The organism is Sphingomonas sp. BK345, assembly GCF_014193845.1.
Classification (GTDB): Bacteria; Pseudomonadota; Alphaproteobacteria; order Sphingomonadales; family Sphingomonadaceae; genus Sphingomonas.
Genome location: NZ_JACHZX010000003.1, coordinates 98504 through 118338 on the forward strand (window position 1 = coordinate 98504; position 19835 = coordinate 118338).

20 protein-coding genes and 1 riboswitch are annotated in these 19835 nt (G+C 71.8%); of the genes, 9 read left to right on the forward strand and 11 right to left on the reverse strand.

Annotation, left to right across the window (positions count from 1 at the left end; genetic code table 11):
• Positions 1 to 16: 16 nt before the first annotated feature.
• Positions 17 to 1273 carry an efflux RND transporter periplasmic adaptor subunit gene (locus FHY03_RS09810; RefSeq protein ID WP_183930524.1) on the reverse strand — a complete coding sequence of 419 codons (1257 nt, stop codon included), beginning with the start codon at positions 1271 to 1273 and terminating at the stop codon, positions 17 to 19.
• A gap of 426 nt (positions 1274 to 1699) precedes the next feature.
• Entirely contained in the window at positions 1700 to 2227 is a 528-nt protein-coding gene (locus FHY03_RS09815; RefSeq protein WP_183922769.1) for a sterol desaturase family protein, read from the reverse strand.
• Positions 2228 to 2277: 50 nt separating this feature from the next.
• Here FHY03_RS09815 and FHY03_RS09820 point away from each other — a divergent pair, with 50 nt between their 5' ends.
• Positions 2278 to 3885 carry a lysine--tRNA ligase gene (locus FHY03_RS09820; protein ID WP_183930526.1) on the forward strand — a complete coding sequence of 536 codons (1608 nt, stop codon included), beginning with the start codon at positions 2278 to 2280 and terminating at the stop codon, positions 3883 to 3885.
• A 12-nt stretch (positions 3886 to 3897) separates the two neighbouring features.
• Here the strand turns inward: FHY03_RS09820 and FHY03_RS09825 are convergent, their stop codons facing one another.
• From FHY03_RS09825 to hemC, 3 genes are read right to left on the reverse strand one after another with little or no spacing between them, the layout of a single operon-like run.
• On the reverse strand, positions 3898 to 4734 hold the full coding sequence (locus FHY03_RS09825) for a hypothetical protein (RefSeq protein WP_183930528.1): 837 nt from the start codon (positions 4732 to 4734) through the stop codon (positions 3898 to 3900).
• Between the two features lie 43 nt (positions 4735 to 4777).
• Positions 4778 to 5437 (reverse strand): uroporphyrinogen-III synthase, encoded by a 660-nt coding sequence (locus FHY03_RS09830; protein WP_183922755.1) that lies wholly within the window; start codon positions 5435 to 5437, stop codon positions 4778 to 4780.
• Between the two features lie 6 nt (positions 5438 to 5443).
• A complete protein-coding gene (gene hemC / locus FHY03_RS09835) occupies positions 5444 to 6346 on the reverse strand; it encodes a hydroxymethylbilane synthase (protein ID WP_183930530.1) in 903 nt (300 codons plus the stop codon).
• A 149-nt stretch (positions 6347 to 6495) separates the two neighbouring features.
• On the opposite strand from hemC, the gene tsaD reads away from it, so the two are divergent.
• Both tsaD and FHY03_RS09845 read left to right on the forward strand, forming a co-directional pair.
• Entirely contained in the window at positions 6496 to 7521 is a 1026-nt protein-coding gene (gene tsaD / locus FHY03_RS09840) for a tRNA (adenosine(37)-N6)-threonylcarbamoyltransferase complex transferase subunit TsaD (protein ID WP_183930532.1), read from the forward strand.
• 2 nt (positions 7522 to 7523) lie between these two features.
• Positions 7524 to 8495 (forward strand): NAD(P)H-dependent glycerol-3-phosphate dehydrogenase, encoded by a 972-nt coding sequence (locus FHY03_RS09845; protein ID WP_183931297.1) that lies wholly within the window; start codon positions 7524 to 7526, stop codon positions 8493 to 8495.
• A gap of 283 nt (positions 8496 to 8778) precedes the next feature.
• Here FHY03_RS09845 and FHY03_RS09850 read toward each other — a convergent pair whose 3' ends face one another.
• The gene (locus FHY03_RS09850) at positions 8779 to 9603 is read right to left on the reverse strand and encodes an inositol monophosphatase family protein (RefSeq protein ID WP_183930534.1); all 825 of its coding nucleotides are present in this window, start codon (positions 9601 to 9603) and stop codon (positions 8779 to 8781) included.
• Between the two features lie 47 nt (positions 9604 to 9650).
• Between FHY03_RS09850 and FHY03_RS09855 the strand changes: the two genes are divergently transcribed.
• From FHY03_RS09855 to FHY03_RS09865, 3 genes are all read left to right on the forward strand, one after another.
• Positions 9651 to 10517, forward strand: coding sequence for a sterol desaturase family protein (locus FHY03_RS09855; protein ID WP_183922747.1), 867 nt, complete (start codon positions 9651 to 9653; stop codon positions 10515 to 10517).
• Positions 10444 to 10812, forward strand: a complete 369-nt coding sequence (locus tag FHY03_RS09860) for a DUF2141 domain-containing protein (protein WP_311721357.1) — start codon at positions 10444 to 10446, stop codon at positions 10810 to 10812. Before FHY03_RS09855 ends, FHY03_RS09860 begins: the two co-directional genes overlap by 74 nt.
• Positions 10813 to 10885: 73 nt before the next feature.
• Positions 10886 to 11770: a MipA/OmpV family protein gene (locus tag FHY03_RS09865; RefSeq protein ID WP_311721358.1), complete on the forward strand. Its 885-nt coding sequence runs from the start codon at positions 10886 to 10888 to the stop codon at positions 11768 to 11770.
• A 250-nt stretch (positions 11771 to 12020) separates the two neighbouring features.
• Here FHY03_RS09865 and FHY03_RS09870 read toward each other — a convergent pair whose 3' ends face one another.
• From FHY03_RS09870 to FHY03_RS09880, 3 genes are all read right to left on the reverse strand, one after another.
• On the reverse strand, positions 12021 to 13457 hold the full coding sequence (locus FHY03_RS09870) for an NAD-dependent succinate-semialdehyde dehydrogenase (protein ID WP_183930537.1): 1437 nt from the start codon (positions 13455 to 13457) through the stop codon (positions 12021 to 12023).
• Positions 13458 to 13558: 101 nt separating this feature from the next.
• Positions 13559 to 14263: an anti-sigma factor domain-containing protein gene (locus FHY03_RS09875; RefSeq protein ID WP_183930539.1), complete on the reverse strand. Its 705-nt coding sequence runs from the start codon at positions 14261 to 14263 to the stop codon at positions 13559 to 13561.
• A complete protein-coding gene (locus tag FHY03_RS09880) occupies positions 14253 to 14831 on the reverse strand; it encodes a sigma-70 family RNA polymerase sigma factor (RefSeq protein ID WP_409314181.1) in 579 nt (192 codons plus the stop codon). The genes FHY03_RS09875 and FHY03_RS09880 overlap by 11 nt, the downstream gene beginning before the upstream one ends.
• 132 nt (positions 14832 to 14963) lie before the next feature.
• Between FHY03_RS09880 and FHY03_RS09885 the strand changes: the two genes are divergently transcribed.
• The 3 genes from FHY03_RS09885 (at position 14964) to thiC (ending at position 19236) form a co-directional block, all read left to right on the forward strand.
• Positions 14964 to 15986, forward strand: a complete 1023-nt coding sequence (locus FHY03_RS09885; protein ID WP_183930541.1) for a ferritin-like domain-containing protein — start codon at positions 14964 to 14966, stop codon at positions 15984 to 15986.
• Positions 15987 to 16044: 58 nt separating this feature from the next.
• Entirely contained in the window at positions 16045 to 17061 is a 1017-nt protein-coding gene (locus FHY03_RS09890; protein ID WP_183922739.1) for a ferritin-like domain-containing protein, read from the forward strand.
• Positions 17062 to 17159: 98 nt separating this feature from the next.
• Positions 17160 to 17271: riboswitch (TPP riboswitch) on the forward strand.
• A gap of 39 nt (positions 17272 to 17310) precedes the next feature.
• Positions 17311 to 19236 (forward strand): phosphomethylpyrimidine synthase ThiC, encoded by a 1926-nt coding sequence (gene thiC, locus FHY03_RS09895; RefSeq protein ID WP_183922737.1) that lies wholly within the window; start codon positions 17311 to 17313, stop codon positions 19234 to 19236.
• A 41-nt stretch (positions 19237 to 19277) separates the two neighbouring features.
• Here thiC and FHY03_RS09900 read toward each other — a convergent pair whose 3' ends face one another.
• Both FHY03_RS09900 and FHY03_RS09905 read right to left on the reverse strand, forming a co-directional pair.
• A complete protein-coding gene (locus FHY03_RS09900; RefSeq protein ID WP_311721359.1) occupies positions 19278 to 19538 on the reverse strand; it encodes a Txe/YoeB family addiction module toxin in 261 nt (86 codons plus the stop codon).
• A 5-nt stretch (positions 19539 to 19543) separates the two neighbouring features.
• The gene (locus FHY03_RS09905; protein ID WP_183922733.1) at positions 19544 to 19798 is read right to left on the reverse strand and encodes a type II toxin-antitoxin system Phd/YefM family antitoxin; all 255 of its coding nucleotides are present in this window, start codon (positions 19796 to 19798) and stop codon (positions 19544 to 19546) included.
• Between the last annotated feature and the right edge of the window lie 37 nt (positions 19799 to 19835).

The window sequence follows — 19835 nt, forward strand, 5'->3', positions numbered from 1 at the left end:
AGGGTGATCCGCTAACTCACGATGTGAAGGTCGCCTCGCCGGTGATCGGCGCCGCGCCCGGCGGGGCGTCGCCGCCGCTCGCCGGCGCGATCGTGCCGGCGCGGACCTGCACCTTGGTGCCCGGCATCGCCATCTGCGTGCCGCTGATCACGACGCGGTCGCTGGGCGAGAGCCCGCTGCGCACGATGCGCAGCCCGGCGAGCACCGGGCCGAGCGTCACTGGCTTAACCGCGACGGTACCGTCAGGAGCAACGGTCAGCAGCGTCTTACGCGCCTGGTCGGTCTGCACTGCGGCGTCGGGGACCAGCAGCGCGCGCGTCGTCGCACCCGAGGCGAGCCGCATGTTGCCGAACATGCCCGGGGTCAGGAACTGGTCCGGGTTGCGCAGCACCGCGCGGCTGCGGATTGTGCCCGAGCGCGAGTCGAGCCCGTTGTCGGTGAAGTCGAGCCGGCCGTGCCAGCGATAGTCGGCCTCGTCCTGCAGCCGCACGTCGACGTCGGGCGCCGAGACACCCGCGGCGCGCGCGCGCTTGTTCTTGAGGAAGAGCGCTTCCGAGCCGTCGAAGGCGAAATAGATCGGATCGAGCGCGTTGATCGTGGTCAGCAACGTGCCGCTGGTGTCCCCACCCGCGACGAGATTGCCCGGATCGATGCGCCGGTCCGAGACGCGCCCCGCGATCGGCGCGCGCACCTGGGTGAACTCCATGTCGAGCGACCGTGCACGGACCCGCGCCTCGGCGGCGGCGAGCTGTGCGCTGGCGGCGCGGACGCGCGCGGTGAGCTGGTCGAGCTCGCCCTTGGAGACCGCGTCCTCGGCGACGAGCCGGCCGGCGCGGTCGAGGTTGGCGCGCGCGAGCAGCAGGTCGCTGCGCGCGGTGGCGACACCCGCCTGCGCCTCGGCGAGCGCGGCGGCGAAGGGGCGCTGGTCGATGGTGAAGAGCAATTGCCCGGCGCGGACGGTGGCGCCGTCGGTGAAATGCACCGCGCTGATCGCACCCGAGACGCGCGGGCGCACCTCGACCGAGCGGCTCGGCTCGAAGCGGCCAACGTAGTCGTCCCACTCGGCGACGGTGCGCTGGAGCGGCGGCGCGACGGTGACGGTGGGGGCCGGCGGCGCGGCAACCGCGGGCTGCTCGCGGTGGAGCAAGGTGGCGGCGCCGATCACCGCGACGAGCGGGACGCCGATCCAGGCGGCGCGCCGGGCGGTGCTGGCGCGCTGGGCGGGCGCGGCCTCGACCGAGGCGGCGGGGTCGATGATGGTGTGCATGTTCATGCGCGCGTCTCCTCGACGAGGGGAGGACGGATCAGGCAGGCGCGATCGGCCATGAAGACGAATCCTGTGCGATGGGCGGCCGACCGCGTCCCGGCGCGCGGGGTACGCGGCGCGTCGGGCGAGGGCGGACGTGTCCGGTCGCGCGGGCGGGTGCCCGACGAGCGGCTGGGGAAAGATCGGTACGCGACGCCGGTCCCGGTCAGGACGCGGCACACTCGTTGATGGAAAGAGGATCCATGGCGGCTCCGTCGATCGCACGGGGGCACGCGGCCACCGTCGTTTCGATACCGTCTGGTATAGAAAGCGAGCTGACGTGGGTCAACCGGCTTTTTTGTACCGCACGGTAGTTTTCTTTGTCGAGACCCAATGTGCGGCTTGTGAGCGCGATCGCTGGCGGCGGGTGCGCGTCGCGCCGGGCCGTCCGCCTCAGCGTTCGGCCGGGTCGGACACCAGCTCCGCGGCAGTCGAGCGCCGCACCCCAGCGCGGCCGCGACGCTTGAGCTCGGCCTTGAGCGACTCGGGGCGGGGCGCGACGAGGAAGCCGAAGCTCACCGTGCCGTGCTTGGTCTCGACCACGTGGTGGAGCCGGTGCGCCTGGATGATCCGCTTCATATACGCCGACTTGGGCAGATAGCGCGTCGGCAGCCTTTTGTGGACGATCACGTCGTGGAAGCCGAAGTAGATCGCGCCATAAGCCGCGATCCCCGCGCCGATCCAGGTGAAGCCCGGCCACCAGCCGAGCTGCACCCCGCCCAGGATCATCACGAACGACGGCACCGCGAAGATCGCGGCGTAGAGGTCGTTGAGTTCCCAATTGCCTGGGCGCGCGCGATGGTGGCTGGCGTGGAGGAACCAGCCCGGCCCGTGCATCACCCAGCGGTGCATCGCATAGGCGAAGCCCTCCATCAGCGCGACGGTGACGAGAAACAGGAGAAGGGCAGCCCACCAGGACATGCGCGACGATATAGCCATGGCGCGCGCGTCTCGCTACGTCGCAGCGCACCATGACCGACGATCTTCGCCCAGACGCGCTTACGTCCGCCGCCCTCGAGTCCAAGGCCTGGCCGTACGAGGAGGCGCGCAAGCTGCTCAAGCGCTGGCCCGACGGCAAGCCAGGCGGCGACCCGATCCTGTTCGAGACCGGCTACGGCCCCTCGGGGCTGCCGCATATCGGCACCTTCAACGAGGTGCTGCGCACGACGATGGTGCGCAACGCCTTCCACGCTTTGTCCGACCAGAAGACGCGGCTGATCGCGTTCAGCGACGACATGGACGGGCTGCGCAAGGTGCCCGACAACGTGCCCAACGGCGCGATGCTGGCCGAGCATCTCGGCAAGCCGCTGACGCGCATCCCCGACCCGTTCGGCAAGTTCGACAGCTTCGCCGCGCACAACAACGCGATGCTGCGGCAGTTCCTCGACCGGTTCGGGTTCGAGTACGAGTTCGTCTCCTCGACCGATTATTACACCGGCGGGCGCTTCGACGACGCGCTCAAGGGCGTGCTGCGCCACTATCAGGGCATCATGGAAGTGATGCTGCCGACGCTTCGGGCCGAGCGCCGCGCCACCTACTCGCCGGTGCTGCCGGTCAGCCCGACCACCGGCGTGGTGCTGCAGGTGCCGGTGGAGGTGGTCGACGCCACGGCGGGAACGATCGCCTTCACCGACTCGAGCGGCGAGCGGATCGTCCAGTCGGTGCTGGGCGGCCAGGCCAAGCTGCAGTGGAAGGTCGACTGGGCGATGCGCTGGGTCGCGCTGGGCGTCGATTACGAGATGGCGGGCAAGGACCTGATCGACTCGGTGGTGCAATCGTCCAAGATCGCGCGCGTGCTGGGCGGCCGCCCGCCCGAGGGCTTCAACTATGAGATGTTCCTCGACGAGAAGGGCGAGAAAATCTCCAAGTCGAAGGGCAACGGGCTCAGCCTCGACCAGTGGCTCACCTACGGGCCGGAGGAGAGCCTCGCCTTCTTCGCCTATCGCGAGCCCAAGAAGGCCAAGGCGCTGCACTTCGGCGTGATCCCGCGCGCGGTCGACGATTACTGGCAGTTCCGCGGCAATTACCCGACTCAGCCGATCGCGCAGCGGCTCGGCAACCCGGTGCACCACATCCACGACGGGAAGGTGCCCGAGGAGACGCTGCCGATCACCTTCGGGCTGCTGCTCAACCTCGTCGGCGTGATGGGCGGTGACGCGACGCGCGAGCAGGTGTGGGGCTATCTCGCCAACTACGTGCCCGACGCCTCGCCCACGACCTATCCCGCGCTCGACCGCCTGATCGGTCATGCCTTGGCCTATGCGCGCGACTTCGTGGCGCCGACGCTCCACCGCCGCACGCCCGTCGGCGTGGAGGTGCCCGCGCTTCAGCGGCTCGACGCCGAGCTCGCCGCGCTGCCCGACGGGGCGAGCGCCGAGGACATCCAGAACATCGTCTACGAGATCGGCAAGGCCTCGTTCGGCGAGGCGGGCGGCTTCGCCGAGCTGCGCGACTGGTTCAAGGCGCTGTACGAGACGCTACTCGGCACCAGCCAGGGGCCGCGGATGGGGAGCTTCATCGCGCTGTACGGCGTGGAGAACAGCCGCCGCCTGATCGCCGAGGCACTGGCGCGGGGGTGAGTCAAAGCTGAGCTACCCCGCCGGCGCCGCCTCCGCCCGCGCCGCGCCCGCGGCGGCGGCGGCCGCGCCCGTGATCGCGGCCGACTCGAGCGTGTCGAGCGCGGCGCGTGCCTCGACGTAGCGCCGCGCCGCCGCGATCCAGTTGCTCGCCTCGCCCGCGCCGGGCAGCCGCTCGACCTCGGCCAGCGCGGTCTCGACGTTGCCCGTGCCGAGCTGGCGCCTCGCGCGCGCCAGCCGGTCGGACGGCAGCGGTGAGGGGGTGCCGGCGCGGTGGATCACCACCAGGCTGCGCAGCTCGCTACCGATCCCGGCCCACCAGTCGCTCTTCTGCGCCAGCAGCGTCGGCGCCGCGGCGGTGAGCCCCTCGCGCAGGTCCTCCAGCGTCACCGGTGCGCGCGAGTCGCGGATCACGCCGTTGACCTCGCGCGGGAAGGCCGCGCCGAAGCGGCGGCGCAGCTCGCCCTCGAGATAGCCGAGCCCGACCCCGCGATCGAGCGCGCGCCGCGCCGCGAAGGTGATCAGGATCGCCTCGGCGCGCCCGGCATTGCTCTCCGCCTGCGCGCTCTCGCCGTCGATGCGCGCCGCGCGCGCCTCGAGGTTGGCAAGTTGCGCCGCGAGCGCGGCCTCGCGCAGCGCCAGCGTCGCGACATCGGGGGTGATCGGCGCCGCCGTCGGCACGGCGGCCGGGGCAACGGCGGGCGCGCCGGCGCGGCCGAACAGGCCGGGCGCGTTGCGCGAGGCATAGGCCATCAGCCCGAGCCCGATCGCGAAGGCGATCACCGCGATCACCAGCACCGGCCCCATCCGCGATCGCTGCGCGCCCTGCGCCGTGTCCATCCCGTCGCTCACTCGCGCTTCCTCGCCGCCGAGCATCCTTATCCCCGCGCGCGGGTCACGGGTCAATCGCGAGCCCGGCGGCGCATTCCACCAGCGCGAGGTCGGTCGGCGCACGCGCCGCCGCACCCGCCTGCCAGCCGGCCCCCGCCGCGGCGAGCACCGCCTCGCTCAGCGCGGCGACGCGGACCCGCTCGCGCGGCAGCGCGGCGGTGAGCGCGGCGAAACGCGCCGCCGCGCGCGGCGAGTGAAGCAACACCACCGCGTCGAGCGCGGCGGCGAGCGCCTCCGCCGGCGGTGTCACCCCCACGCTGGCGTAGACCGTCACCGAGGGGAGCGCGAGCTTAGCCGCCCGATCGCGACCGGCGAGGTGGAGCAGGCGCGGATAGGCCCGCGCCAACGCCACCGCGCCCGCCGCGTCGCCGCTGCCGATCAGCGCCACCGTGAGCCCCGCCGCCCGCGCCGCGCGCGCGGTCGCCGCGCCCACCGCCACCACCGGCAGGGTAGCGAGCCGCGCCAGCCCGGCGCCAGCGTGACGCACCGCGTTGGCGCTGGTGATCAGCAGCGCGTCATAGTCGCGCACGTCGGGCACCGCCCAGGCACGCGGCTCGACCTGGAACAGCGGCAGCGCGCGCGCCTCAATCCCCGCCGCGGCGAGCGCGGCGCGCGTGTGCGCGTTGCCCGGCTCGGGGCGAAGCACCAGCGCGGCGCGTGGCATCGCCTCTCAGCCGAACAAGGCGCGGATCGCGGGCGGCGCGCGCTCGAGCAGCTCGGCGGCGAGCCGCGCGCCCAGCGCCACCGGATCGTCGCCGCGCGCCTCGCCCGACACATGCTCGGCGCCGTCGGGGCTGAGCAGCTCGGCGCGCAGCCGCAGCAAGTCGCCGTCGTACACCGCCAGCGCGGCGACGGGCGAGTGGCAGTCGGCGGCGAGCGCGGCGAGCAGCGCGCGCTCGGCGTCGACCGCGCGATGCGTCGCGGCGTCGTCGATCGCGGCGACGGCGTCATGCGCGGCGCCCTCGGCGCGGGTCTCGACGCCGACCGCGCCCTGCGCCGGCGCGGGCAGCATCTGGTCGAGCGGGATCGCCGCGCCGGTGTCGTGGCGCCCGAGCCGCTCGAGCCCAGCCGCCGCCAGCAGCGTGGCGTCGACCTCGCCCGCGGCGAGCTTGCCCAGCCGCGTGTCGACGTTGCCGCGGAACAGCAGGGGCCGCAGATCGGGACGCAGCCGGCGCAGCTGCGCGGCGCGGCGCGGGCTGCTGGTGCCCACCGACGCGCCCTCGCGCAGCGCCGAGACGCTGGCGGCGCCGATCAGCCGGTCACGCACGTCGGCGCGCGGCAGCATCGCCGCCACGGCGATGGCGGCCGGGCGCAACGTCTCGACGTCCTTCATCGAGTGGACGCAGGCGTCCACCTCGCCGGCCAATAGCGCGCGGTCGAGCTCGCGCGTCCACAAGGCCTTGCCGCCGATCTCGGCGAGCGCGCGGTCCTGCACCCTGTCGCCGGTGGTGCGGATCACGACGATCTCGATCGACTCCCAGCCGTGCGCCGCGCGCAACGCGTCGCGCACCATACCCGCCTGGGTGAGCGCCAGCGGCGAGCCGCGGGTGCCGAGCTTGAAGACATGGGGCAAGGGAGCGGTGATCCGGGCGGCAGCTTCGAAGAAGCGGTCGTTAGAGGAACCCGGCCCGGCTTCACAAGCGGATCGCGACGAGCCGCGGTATACGACGTCGTCGGCATCGCACCTTCGACAACGGCGCGCGCAGCCGCTAGAGCGCGCGCATGCTGATCCTCGGGCTCGAATCCTCGTGCGACGAGACCGCCGCCGCGCTCGTCACCGGTGACCGCCAGGTGCTGGCGCATCGCCTCGCCGGGCAGGAGGCGGCGCATCGGCCGTTCGGCGGCGTGGTGCCCGAGATCGCGGCGCGCGCGCACGTCGAGGCGCTCGAGCCGCTGGTCGCCGCCGCGCTAGCCGAGGCGGGCGTGACGCTAGCGGACGTCGACGCGGTCGCCGCCACGGCCGGTCCGGGGCTGATCGGCGGGGTGATGGTCGGGCTCGTCACCGGCAAGGCGCTGGCGCACGCCGCGGGCAAGCCGCTGATCGCGGTCAACCACCTCGAGGGCCATGCGCTGAGCCCCCGGCTCGCCGACGCTGCTCTCGCTTTCCCCTATCTGCTGCTGCTCGTCTCGGGCGGGCATTGCCAGCTGCTGCTGGTCGAGGGCGTGGCGCGCTACCGCCGGTTGGCCACCACGATCGACGACGCCGCGGGCGAGGCGTTCGACAAGACGGCCAAGATCCTCGGGCTCGGCTTTCCCGGCGGCCCCGCGGTGGAGGCGGCGGCGCGCACCGGCGACCCGCGCGCGGTGCCGCTGCCGCGCCCGCTCAAGGGCTCGGCCGAGCCGCATTTCTCCTTTGCCGGGCTGAAGGCGGCGGTGGCGCGCATGGCGCCGCTCCACCCCGCGGCGGACGTGGCGGCAAGTTTTCAGGCGGCGGTGGTCGACTGTCTGCTCGACCGTACCCGCCGTGCGATGGACCGCGCCGCGGACGCCAGCGCGCTGGTGGTGGCGGGCGGGGTCGCCGCCAATGGCGCGGTGCGCGCGGCGCTCGAGGATCTCGCGGGCGAGCGCGGGCTGCGCTTCGTCGCGCCGCCGGCGTGGCTGTGCACCGACAATGCCGCGATGATCGCCTGGGCCGGCGCCGAGCGCCTCGCCGCCGGACTGACCGACCCGCTCGACGTCGCCGCGCGCGCGCGTTGGCCGCTCGACCCGGACGCCGAGAAAGTGCGCGGCGCGGGGGTGAAGGCGTGAGTGTGGTCGGCGTGATCGGCGCCGGCGCCTGGGGCACCGCGCTGGCGCAGGTGGCGGCGAGCAACGGCCATGACGTGCGGCTGTGGGCGCGGGACCCCGCGCTGGTGGCGGCGATCAACGCGACCCACGAGAACGCCGCCTATCTGCCCGCTGCCGCGCTGTCGCCGCGGATCAGCGCGACGACCGATCTCGCCTGGGTGGCCGAGGCCGAGGTCAACCTCATGGTCACCCCGGCGCAGGCGATGCGCTCGGTTCTGACGGCGCTGCCCGCCCGCGCGCAGCCGCTGGTGGTCTGCTCTAAGGGGATCGAGGCGAGGACTCACCTGCTGATGAGCGAGGTCGCCGCCGCGGAGCATCCGGACTCACCGGTGCTGGTGCTGTCGGGCCCGACCTTCGCGCACGAGGTCGCGCGCGGGCTGCCCACCGCGGTGACCTTGGCCGGCGAGGATGCCGCGGCGCGCGCGCGAGTCGCTGACCTGATCGCCGCGCCGCATTTCCGTCCCTATGCCAGCGCCGACGTGATCGGCGCCGAGATCGGGGGCGCGGTGAAGAACGTGCTCGCGATCGCCTGCGGCGTGGTCGAGGGTGCGGGGTTGGGGCAGAACGCTCGCGCCGCGCTGATCGCGCGCGGCTTCGCCGAGATGACGCGCTTCGGCCTCGCCAAGGGCGCGCGCGCCGAGACGCTGGCGGGCCTGTCGGGGCTGGGCGACCTGGTGCTGACCTGCTCCTCGACCGCCTCGCGCAACTTCTCGCTCGGCGCGGGGATCGGTCGCGGCGAGCCGGTGCGTGCGCTGCTGGCCGAGCGCCGCACCGTGGCGGAGGGCGCCCATACCGCGCCGGTGCTGCACGAGGCCGCGGCGGCGGCGGGCGTGGAGATGCCGATCACCGCGGCGGTGTGTGCGCTGCTCGACGGCGCCCCGGTGCGCGCGGTGATCGACGCGCTGCTGGCGCGGCCGCTCCGCGAGGAGGGTTGAGGCGGCCGGCGGTCGCTTCTTTCGGCGAGCGATGGTGAGCTGCGGTGCCGGAGCTCATCGCTCCCCCGTTCAGGCAAACGCTGCGAGATCCACGTCATCCGGCCTTGAGCCGGAATCCATGGCTCCGCGAAAGCAACGGCTTAGGCGTTTGCGGCACGATGGATCCCGGCTCAAGGCCGGGATGACGATGGTGGGTGGCGCGATCACCTTTGGGCAACGATCCTCTTCCGGGGAAGGATCGGCTGCATGACAGTCCGTCTACTCCCCACCCCGACGCTGGTGATCATGCCTCATGATCATGCCCATCCCCATGCTCCTGCACGCCGTGCAGCGCCTCGAGCACGTCGTCGGTGCGCGCGGGATCGCCGATCGCGAGCACGTGGCCGGCGCTGGCGCTGGTGAGCGGGTCGCCGTTCCAGTCGCACATCCGCCCGCCCGCGCCCTCCACCACCGGCACCAGCGCGGCGAAATCATAGAGTTGCAGCCCCGACTCGCACACCACGTCGAGGTGCCCGCTCGCCAGCAGCCCGTAATTGTAGCAGTCGCCGCCATAGACCGGCCCCTGCCGCGGCGCGCCGCCACTCGCCGCCACCAGCGCCATATAATGCGGTACGTCGCCCTCGGCGAAGAGGTGCGGGCTGGTGGTGGCGACGATCGCCCCCTCCAGCGCGGCGCAGGCGCGGGTGCGCGCGGGTGCGCCGTTGAGCAACGTCGGTCGGCCGGTGACGCCGATCCAGCGCTCGCGCTGCACCGGCTGGTCGATGATGCCGAGGATCGGCCAGCCGTCCTCGACCAGCGCGATCAGCGTGCCGAAGATCGCGCGCCCCGCGGTGAAGCTGCGCGTGCCGTCGATCGGGTCGAGCACCCACTGCCGCCCGGTGACGCCCTCCTTGGTGCCGTGTTCCTCGCCGACGATGCCGTCGCCCGAGCGCTCGGCGTCGAGCAGGCGGCGCATCGCCTCCTCGGCCTCGCGGTCGGCGCGGGTGACGGGCGAGCGGTCGGCCTTGAGCTCCAGCCCGGCCGGCTGGCGAAAATAGGGCCGGATCACCGCGCCGGCGGCGTCGGCGAGGCGGTGGGCGAGCGCGATGTCATCGGGGCGGACGGGCATATACCCTGCCTATCGCGCGCGGCGGCGCTAGGCTAGAAGCCACGGCCATGGACGCGATCGTGGCTATCTCACTGTCGGCGCTGGCGATGACGCTCATCGTCGGGGTGCGCTACCTGCTCGCCAGCGGCGGCTTCGCGCTGGCGACTCGGTGGCGCCACCGCGACCTCTACGCCGGGCTCGACCCGCAGATCCGCCGCGAGATCGGCTGGAGCCTTGCCTCGGCCGCGATCTACGGCGTGCCCGCCGGCGTGCTCGCTTGGGGGTGGCAGGCGCATGGCTGGACGCGGATCTACGAGGACGTCCACGCCTATCCGCTCTGGTACCTGCCCGTCTCGGTGCTGCTGTACCTGGTCGCGCACGACGCCTGGTTCTACTGGACGCACCGCTGGATGCACCGCCCGCGCGTGTTCAAGCTGGCGCACGCGGTCCACCACGCCAGCCGCCCGCCGACCGCTTGGGCGGCGATGGCGTTCCACCCGATCGAGGCGGTGAGCGGGGCTGTTGCCATTCCGCTACTGGTCCTCGTGATTCCGATCCATGTCGCCGCGCTCGGTCTGGTGCTGACGATCATGACCCTTATGGGAGTAACCAACCATATGGGTTGGGAAATCTTCCCGAAGTTCATGTGGGGGGGGCGCCTCGGCGGCTGGCTCATCACGGCCAGCCATCATCAGCGGCATCATGAGCGGTACGGGTGTAATTATGGTCTCTACTTCCGCTTCTGGGACCGTCTCTGCGGGACGGACGACGGGCTCGGTGATTTCACGCGGTCGCACCAGCAGGCGCGCGCGCGCGCTGCTCGCGGCGCTGGTGGCGACACCGCTGGTGAGCGCGGCACCGGTGGGCTCGCTCGACGTGTCGATCGCGCAGATGCGCTCGGCCAAGGGCATGATCCGCGTGTGCCTCACCGCTGACCCGGCGAACTTCCCGCGCTGCGTCGACGATCGCGACGCGGTGACCCGCTCGATCCCCGCCGGGCAGCACAGCCTGCGCTTTGCGGCGCTGCCGCGCGGTGACTATGCGGTGGCGGTGATCCACGACGAGAACGGCAACGCCAAGCTCGACACCTTCGCGGGCATCCCCAAAGAAGGCTTCGGCTTCTCGAACAATCCCGCGATCCGCTTCGGGCCGCCGCGCTTCAAGGCGGCGCGCTTCACGCTGGCGAGTGATGCAGAAGCGCAACAGGTGAAGATGCACTACATCCTCTGACGATCCGGTGCGGGAGCTAATCTGATCGCGATCAGTTACGCGCCCGACATCAGAACATCAGGGGTTCCACATCGTGCGCGTTCTCTCTCACGCGGTCCTCGCCGCCGTGCTCGCCGGCGGCGGCCTGCTCGCCGCACCGACGGCGCTCGCCCAGGCGCAGAGCGTTCCGGCCGAGCCCAACCCGACCCCCGACCCGGGCGTGGTGGGTGACACGATTACGGTGGCGGTCGCGGGCGCCTATCTGCCCGATTACGAGGGGTCGAACGACTATCGCCTCGTCCCTGGTCCGGCGGCGATCGGCTCGTTCCACAATTTCTCGTTCACGGTGCTCGGCAACCGCGCCTCGGTCGACCTCATCCCCAACCCGAGCGGGCCGAGCTGGGACGTGCAGGCTGGCCCGATCGGCGTGGTCAATTTCAACCGCAGCAACAACAAGTCGATCGACGACGCGCGCGTCCGCGCGCTGGGCGAGCGCGACACCGCGATCGAGCTCGGCGGCTATGTCGGGCTGGGCAAGACCGGCGTGCTCACCAGTCCGTACGACAAGCTCTCCGCCTCGCTCAGCTATCGCCACGACGTCAGCGGCGTGCACCACAGCGGCATCTGGAGCCCGTCGGTCAATTATTTCACCCCGCTCAGCTTGAAGGCCGGCGTGGGCCTGTTCGCCTCGGCCGAGAAGGTCGAGCGCGGCTTCGCGCGGACCTATTTCGACGTTGACGCGGCGCAGTCGGTGGCGAGCGGCTTGCCGCAATACCGCACGCGCGGCGGGTGGAAGCATTATACCGTCGGGATCGCGGGCACCTACTCGCTCACCGGCAACCTGCTGCGCGGCTGGAAGGCGATCGGCGGCGTGACCTACAAGCGCATGCTCAACGACTTCGGCGACACGCCGGTGGTGTCGGTGGCGGGCTCGCGCAACCAGTGGCTCGCCGCGCTGGGGATCGGCTACACCTTCTGAGGCAGCCGGGCTTCTGCGGGGAATGCGCATCCGCCACCTCTCACCTGCGTCCTCCTGAAGCTGTTTCAGGATCAACCCGACCGCATGCCCAGGACGAGAGGCGCTTGCGGGTCGGTGTATTCTGAAACGAATTCAGGATGACGGCAGGTGAATATTGCACCGTCACGCGGATGCCGGAGCCCAGGAGTCCCGATCGATGCGCTCAGTCGCACTGGGCTCCCGCGTGCGTGGGTGCGACGTCCCCTGGAAATCAGGCGATGTGCACCGCCTTGGTGATGAGGTGCGCCGCGATCCCCTCGGGCCCGTCTTCCGAGCCGAAGCCGCTGTCCTTGACGCCGCCGAACGGCGCATCGCCCCAGCTCAGCCGCACGGTGTTGATCGCGACCATGCCGGCCTCGATCTCGTCGCCGAGCCGGTTCTGCAGACGGCCGTTCTCGGTGAAGCAATAGGCGCCCAGGCCGTAGGGCAGGCGGTTGGCCTCCGCGATCGCGTCGTCGGCACTGCCGAACGAGCCGATCAGCGCTACCGGGCCGAACGGCTCCTCGTTCATCGCGCTGCTCGACAGCGGCACGTCGGCCAGCACCGTCGGCGTGAAGAAGAAGCCCTCGCCCCCGCCGCGCGCGCCGCCGGTGAGCAGCTTGGCGCCGGCGCTCACCGCCTGCTCCACCAGCCCGGCGATCGCCTCGGGGCGGCGGGGATTGGCCATCGGCCCCATCTGCGTTGCCTTGTCGAGCCCGTCGCCCAGCTTCAGCGCCTTGGTGCGCTCGGCGAAGCCCTGCGCGAACCGCTCGTAGATGCCCTGCTGGACGTGGAAGCGCGTCGGCGCCACGCAGACCTGACCGGCGTTGCGGAACTTGTGCGCCACCAGCGTGTCGAGCGTACGCTCCAGGTCGCAGTCGTCGAACACCAGCACCGGGCCGTGCCCGCCGAGCTCCATCGTGCTCTTCATCACCGTGTCGGCGGCGAGCTTGAGCAGGTGCTTGCCGACCGGCACCGAGCCGGTGAAGCTCAGCTTGCGCGTCACCGGCGAGGCGAGCAGGTGGCGCGACACCGCGTCGGGTACGCCGAAGACGAGCTGCGCGACGTCGCCGGGCAGCCCCGCGTCCTGGAAGCAGCGCAGGATCGCCACCGCGGCACCGGGGGTTTCCTCGCTCGGCTTGAGGATCACCGAGCAGCCCGCCGCGATCGCGGGCGACAGCTTGCGCACCGGGTTCATCACCGGAAAGTTCCAGGCGCAGAAGGCCGCGACCGGGCCGACCGGCTGGTGCAGCACCAGCGAGCGCGTGCCGGTCGGGCGCGGCAGCACGCGGCCGTAGATGCGCACCGCCTCGCCAGCGTGGAAGTCGAGCAGCGCCGCGGTCGCCAGCACCTCGCCCTTGGCCTCGGCGAACGGCTTGCCCTCCTCCAGCGTGGCCAGCCGCGCGAGCGAGTCGGCGCGTTCGCGCACCAGCGCGGCGGTGCGCGACAGCACCGCGGCGCGCTCCTGCGGCGCGGTCGAGCGCCACGCGCGGAAGCCGCGCTCGGCCGCCTCGAGCGCGCGGTCGAGGTCGGCGGCGGTGGCGAGCGGGACGTGGCCAACCGCCCGGCCGTCGGCGGGGTTGAGCACCTCCTGCGTGTCGCGCCCGTCGGTGATCCACTCGCCCGCGATATAGAGGCCGAGTGGGGTGTCGTAGGGGGAGTCGGTCATGGTCGCTTCCGTCCGCGTGAGAGGATGCGCGCGGTATAGCGTCGCGGCGCGCGCGGGTCAGGCCAGCTCGTCGGGGGCGCGGCTCGGTCTGACGTCCCCGCTCAACCTTCCGACAGCGCGCCCGCCGCGACCACCGGGCCGGTCGGTGCGGCGCCCGGCGACCCGCCCGGCGGCTCAATCGACACCGCCAGCGTCGTGCCCGCGCGCAGCAGCACGCGCTGCGCCTGCGCGACCACCAGCCGGGTCGGCCGCCCCCCATCGAGCAGCCCGAGCGCGACCGGCGCGCCGCCCTCGGCGATCGCCCAGAGCTCGGCGCTGCGGCCGCGCGGCACGGTGGCGGCGGCGATCCGCACCTCGCCGCTGGTGCGGTCGACGGCGGCGGCGAGCGGCGCGCGGCCCGGCGCCTCGGCACCCGCTGGCACGACGAGCGCGGCGAGCAGCGGCGCGGCAGCAGGGCGAGTCGGCGCCGGGACAGGCGGCGGCGGCGGCGCGCGCAGCGGGCCCACCACCAGCGCGAGCACCGCGGCGGCGAGCCCGGCGAGCGCGAGCGAGCCCCGGCGGCGCCAACCCGCGCGCGGCGCCGCGCCGGGAACGTCGATCGCGGCGAGCACGCGCGCCTCCAGCCCGGCCGGCGGCGACGTCTCGGGGAACGCCAGCGCGAGCGGCGCGAGCCATTCCTCCCAGCGCGCCACCTCGGCGGCAAAGGCGCGGTCAGCGGCGAGTCGCGCGCGCGCCGCGGCCAGCTCGGCGCCGTCGAGCACGCCGAGCGCCAGCTCGGCAGCGAGGGCCTGATCGTCAGGCGTCATCGGACAGGCACTCGCGGAGCCGCAGCAACGCGCGGCGAATCAGGCTCTTCATCGTGCCCAAAGGCGTGCCGTCGCGCGCCGCCAGCTCGGCGTAGGTGACACCGTCGTAGAAAGCGGTGCGCACCGCGTCGCGCGGCCTCGGCTCGAGCGTCTCGAGACAGTCGACGATCCGCGCGCGCTCCTCCTCGGCGAGCAGCGCGGCCTCGGCGCGCGGCGCGGGGTCGACGGGCTCGGCCGCGCTGCCCGGCTCGGCCAGCGGCGCGGTGGCGTGCTGGCGGCGCCGCCAGTCGATCGCGCGGTGGCGCGCGATCGTCGCCAGCCACGTGATCGGGCTCGCCCGGCCGGGCTCATAGCCGCCGGCGCGGCGCCACACTTGCACATAGACGTCCTGCAACACGTCCTCCGCGGCCTGTCGCTCGCCGCAGATACGCAGGCAGATGCCATACAGCTTCGCCGAGGTGAGGCGATACAGCCGCTGGAAGGCGTCGCGGTCCTCCATCGCCACGGCCAGCAGGACACGCACCAGCTCGGCGCGCTGCGCCGCCGCGTCGGAAGGCGCCGCGGTCACGGCTTGGCAGCGCCCGAATATTCCGCCACTCGCTGCATCCTTCGCGTCGCTCCGTCGTATCTGCCGTAACCTGACGTCGGTTAGGAAGTGTGGCAAGCACGGCGCGTCGGGACAACTAGGAAAGGGCCTGTCATGCCGGATCGCCAGCCGTCGATGGAGACGCTCGAGGCGCGCGCGCGGCGCCGCGAATCGCGCCGCGACTTCTTCACCCATGTCGCCGGCGCGGCCGCGATCGGGGCCACCGCCTTCGCCGCCTCGGCACAGGCGCAGACCTCGCCCAGCCCGACGCCCACCGCCACCTTCACCGAGGCGGACGTGCTCAACTTCGCGCTGAACCTCGAGTATCTCGAGGCGAACTTCTACTCCTTCGCGGCGACCGGCGCGGCGCTCGCCGCGGCCGACACCAGTGGCAACGTCGGCACCGCCGGGACGGCGACGGGCGGACGCGCGGTGAGCTTCCAGGACCCGCTCGTGGCGCAATATGCGCGCGAGATCGCGGCCGACGAGCTGGCGCACGTGCGCTTCCTGCGCAGCCAGTTCAGCGACACCACGCGCGCCGCGCAGCCCGCGATCGATCTCAGCGTCAGCCCCACCAGCGCGTTCAGCGTGGCCGCCCGCGCCGCCGGGCTGATCCAGGCCGGGCAGAGCTTCGACCCTTACGCCACCGACGAGAACTTCCTGCTCGGCGCGTTCATCTTCGAAGACGTCGGCGTCACCGCCTACAAGGGCGCGGCGCCGCTGATCAGCAACAAGGTCTTCGTCGAGGCCGCGGCGGGCATCCTCGCGGTGGAGGCCTATCACGCCGCGATCATCCGTTCGGTGCTGTACCGCAAGGGGCTGGCGACGCCGTCGCTCCAGTTGATCGAGGCGACCACGGCGATCTCCGACGCGCGCGACACGCTCGACGGCAAAACCGCGACCACGGATGCGGTGCGCGGCATCGCGGCCGAGGACGACCAGGGCATCGCGCCGACCACGACGAGCGACGGCACCGTGTCGAACATCGTGCCGCTCAACGAGAACGGCATCGCCTACAGTCGCACGGCCGGGCAGACGCTCAACATCGTCTACCTCAATGCCGCGGCGGTGAGCAGCGGGGGCTTCTTCCCCGCCGGCGTCAACGGCAACATCAAGACGAGCGCGGCATCGGCCTGAGGCGCGTGCGCGCCCCCGATCGCCTTTCCCGTATCGCCCTGACAGAGGGACCGTCATCATGATCAAGGATTCCGTCTTCGCCGCGCTCGAGCTCGCCAACGAGCGGCGCGCCGAGCGCCGCCGCTTCCTCAAGCTCGCCGGCGCCGGTGCCGCCGCGGCGGGTGGCCTCGGCCTGCTCTCCGCCTGCGGCAGCGACGACAACAACGACACGCCGACCCCGACGCCGTCGCCCACGCCGACCTCCACGGCCAGCGGCGTCGCCACCGACGTCGGCATCCTCCAGCTCGCGCTCAACCTCGAATATCTCGAGGCGCAATTCTACTCGATCGCGGCGTTCGGCCGGCGGCTGCCCGACGCGAGCCTGACCGGCGCGGTCGGTACGCGCGGCGACGTCACCGGCGGCCGCCAGGTGACCTTCACCGATCCGGTGATCGCCTCCTACGCGCGCGAGATCGCAGGCGACGAGATCGCGCACGTCACCGCGCTGCGCGCGGTGCTCACCGCGGCGGGATCGACGCTGGTGATCGCGCAGCCCGCGATCAACATCGACGGCGGTGCCACCGGTGCCTTCACCGCCGCGGCGCGCGCCGCCGGGCTGGTCGACAAGAGCAGCGGCACCTTCGATCCCTACGAGAGCGATCAAAACTTCCTGCTCGCGGCCTTCCTGTTCGAGGATGTCGGCGTCTCCGCCTACAAGGGAGCGTCACCGCTGATTACCAGCGCGACCTATCTTGAGGCGGCCGCCGGCATCCTGGCGGCAGAAGCCTATCACGCCGGACTGATCCGCACCGAGCTGTTCTCGCGCGGCGAGACCGCGCGCGCGGCGGCGAACGCGATCGCCACGGCACGCGACTCGCTCGACGGCAGCGCCACGCTCGACGCCGGGATCGCCAACAGCGACGGCACTGCCAATCTCGTGCCGGCCGACTCGAACGCGATCGCCTACAGTCGCTCGTCGGCGCAGGTGCACAACATCGCCTACCTGCGCACCACCGCGGGGATCGGCGGCGGCTTCTTCCCGGCGGGAACGAACAATTCGATCGAGGCGCTGCGCACGTCGGGCGCCACCGCCTGACGCGAACGGCGCCGCGCATCGCGGGGTCGGAGCGAGCGAGGGACGCGTCCGCGAGTGGGACGCGGCCCTTTGCTTGTCCGCTCGATACGGCTATGACGGAGCCTTCCCCGGGGGACCGCCGATGCCGCGGTTGAGAGGAGGGTGGCAACCCTCGACCCGCCGAACCTGATCCGGTTGACACCGGCGTAGGGAGTGGAGCGGCGTCCCCTCGGGCCAACCGTCTTCCCCCACGATGAGAGGAGAAGACGCATGGCCGACGTCCCCGCCCGTACGGAAATCGGTGTCACCACCGGCCCGATCCGCGGCTCGCGCAAGATCCATGTCGGCCCGCTCGGCGTGGCGATGCGGCAGATCCAGCTCGAGCCCGGCTGCGGCGAGCCGCCGCTCAACGTCTACGACACCTCCGGCCCCTACACCGACCCGGCGGCGGCGATCGACATCATGGCGGGCCTGCCCGCGCGCCGCACCGCCTGGATCGAGGCGCGCGGCGATGTCGAGCGCTACGACGCACGCGAGCTGCGCCCCGAGGACAACGGCCAGCTCGGCCCGGACCGCTCGGGCGGGGTGCAGCCCTTCCCCAACGTCAACAAGCGCCCGCTGCGCGCGAGGGCCGGCGCCAACGTCAGCCAGATGCACTATGCGCGCCGCGGCATCATCACGCCCGAGATGGAATATGTCGCCACGCGCGAGAATCTCGGGCGCGAGATGCTGGCGAACTATGTCCGCGACGGCGAGGATTTCGGCGCCGCCATCCCGGATTACGTGACCCCCGAGTTCGTCCGCGACGAGGTGGCGCGGGGGCGCGCGATCATCCCCTCGAACATCAACCACCCCGAGAGCGAGCCGATGGCGATCGGGCGCAACTTCCTGGTGAAGATCAACGCCAACATCGGCAATAGCGCGGTGGCGTCGAACGTCGCCAGCGAGGTCGACAAGCTCGTCTGGTCGATCCGCTGGGGCGCCGACACGGTGATGGACCTCTCCACCGGGCGCAACATCCACGACACGCGCGAGTGGATCATCCGCAACTCGCCCGTGCCGATCGGCACGGTGCCGATCTACCAGGCGCTGGAGAAGGTCGGCGGCGTGGCCGAGGAGCTGACCTGGGAGATCTTCCGCGACACGCTGATCGAGCAGGCCGAGCAGGGCGTCGACTATTTCACCATCCACGCCGGGGTGCGGCTGCCGTACATCCCGATGACCGCCAAGCGCGTGACCGGGATCGTCTCGCGCGGCGGCTCGATCATGGCGAAATGGTGCCTGTCGCATCACAAGGAATCGTTCCTGTACGAGCGGTTCGACGAGATCACCGAGATCATGAAGGCGTATGACATCGCCTATTCGCTCGGCGACGGCCTGCGTCCGGGCAGCATCGCCGACGCCAACGACGAGGCGCAGTTCGCCGAACTCTACACGCTCGGCGAGCTGACCAAGCGCGCCTGGGCACAGGACGTCCAGGTGATGATCGAGGGCCCCGGCCACGTGCCGATGCACAAGATCAAGCAGAACATGGACAAGCAGCTCGAGGCGTGCGGCGAGGCGCCGTTCTACACGCTCGGGCCGCTCACCACCGACATCGCACCGGGCTACGACCATATCACCTCGGGCATCGGCGCGGCGATGATCGGTTGGTACGGCACCGCGATGCTCTGCTACGTCACGCCGAAGGAGCATCTCGGGCTGCCCGACCGCGACGACGTCAAGGTCGGCGTGGTGACCTACAAGCTGGCGGCGCACGCGGCGGACCTCGCCAAGGGGCACCCCGCGGCGAAGCTGCGCGACGACGCGCTGTCGCGGGCGCGCTTCGAGTTCCGCTGGCGCGACCAGTTCAACCTCTCGCTCGATCCCGACACGGCCGAGTCGTACCACGACCAGACGCTCCCCGCGGAGGGCGCGAAGACGGCGCATTTCTGCTCGATGTGCGGGCCGAAGTTCTGCTCGATGAAGATCACGCAGGAGGTTCGGGATTTCGCCGCGTCCCGCGCGGCGAATAGCGACCTGCTGGGAGCAGGTCGCGATCCCGAACCTCGGGACTTCGCGGCGAAGCAGAACGCGCCGGTGGCGAGCTTCGTCGCGGCGGAGGACGCCGAGGCGGGGATGGCGGCGATGAGCGAGCGGTTCAAGGAGACGGGTGGCGAGGTGTATGTCGGCGCGGGCGGGCGCGAGCACGACTGATGCCGGTGCGCGGCCGGATGGCGTCCGGCCGCGGAAAGGTGTCATCGGTAGTGGTAGCGACAGCTCAGTATCTCGAGCGCCTGTGTCGCGCCGCTACCGCTTACCCGGTAGACCAGCCGGTGCTCGCCGCTGATCCGTCGTGACCACCAGCCTCTGAGGCTCTGCTTAAGAGGCTCCGGCTTGCCAAGCCCCTTGAAGGGATGGCGTCTCGCATCCTCGACCAGCGCGTTGATCCGCCGCGCGGTCGCGGCGTCCTCGTCCTGCCACGCGATATAGTCGAGCCACGCGTTACGATCGAACACGATCCTCAAGGACGGAGCAGCTCATGCTCCTCACCCTCGCCAGCGGTGAAGCGAGCGATCCCGTCCAGCAGCCGCCTCGCATTCTCGGGAGAGGAAAGCAGGTGCATCGTCTCCTGCATGCCTTCCCACTCGCTCTGTGCCACCAGCACCACGCCCTCTCCGGCCGGGCGGACGATTTGCAGCGGGGCCTTGTCGGCGACGACCCGGTCAAGCACGGCCTTCAGATTGGCGCGCGTCTCGGACACGGTGAGTGTTTCCATGTCAGCGGCGTACAACATTTTGTACAAACCCGCAATG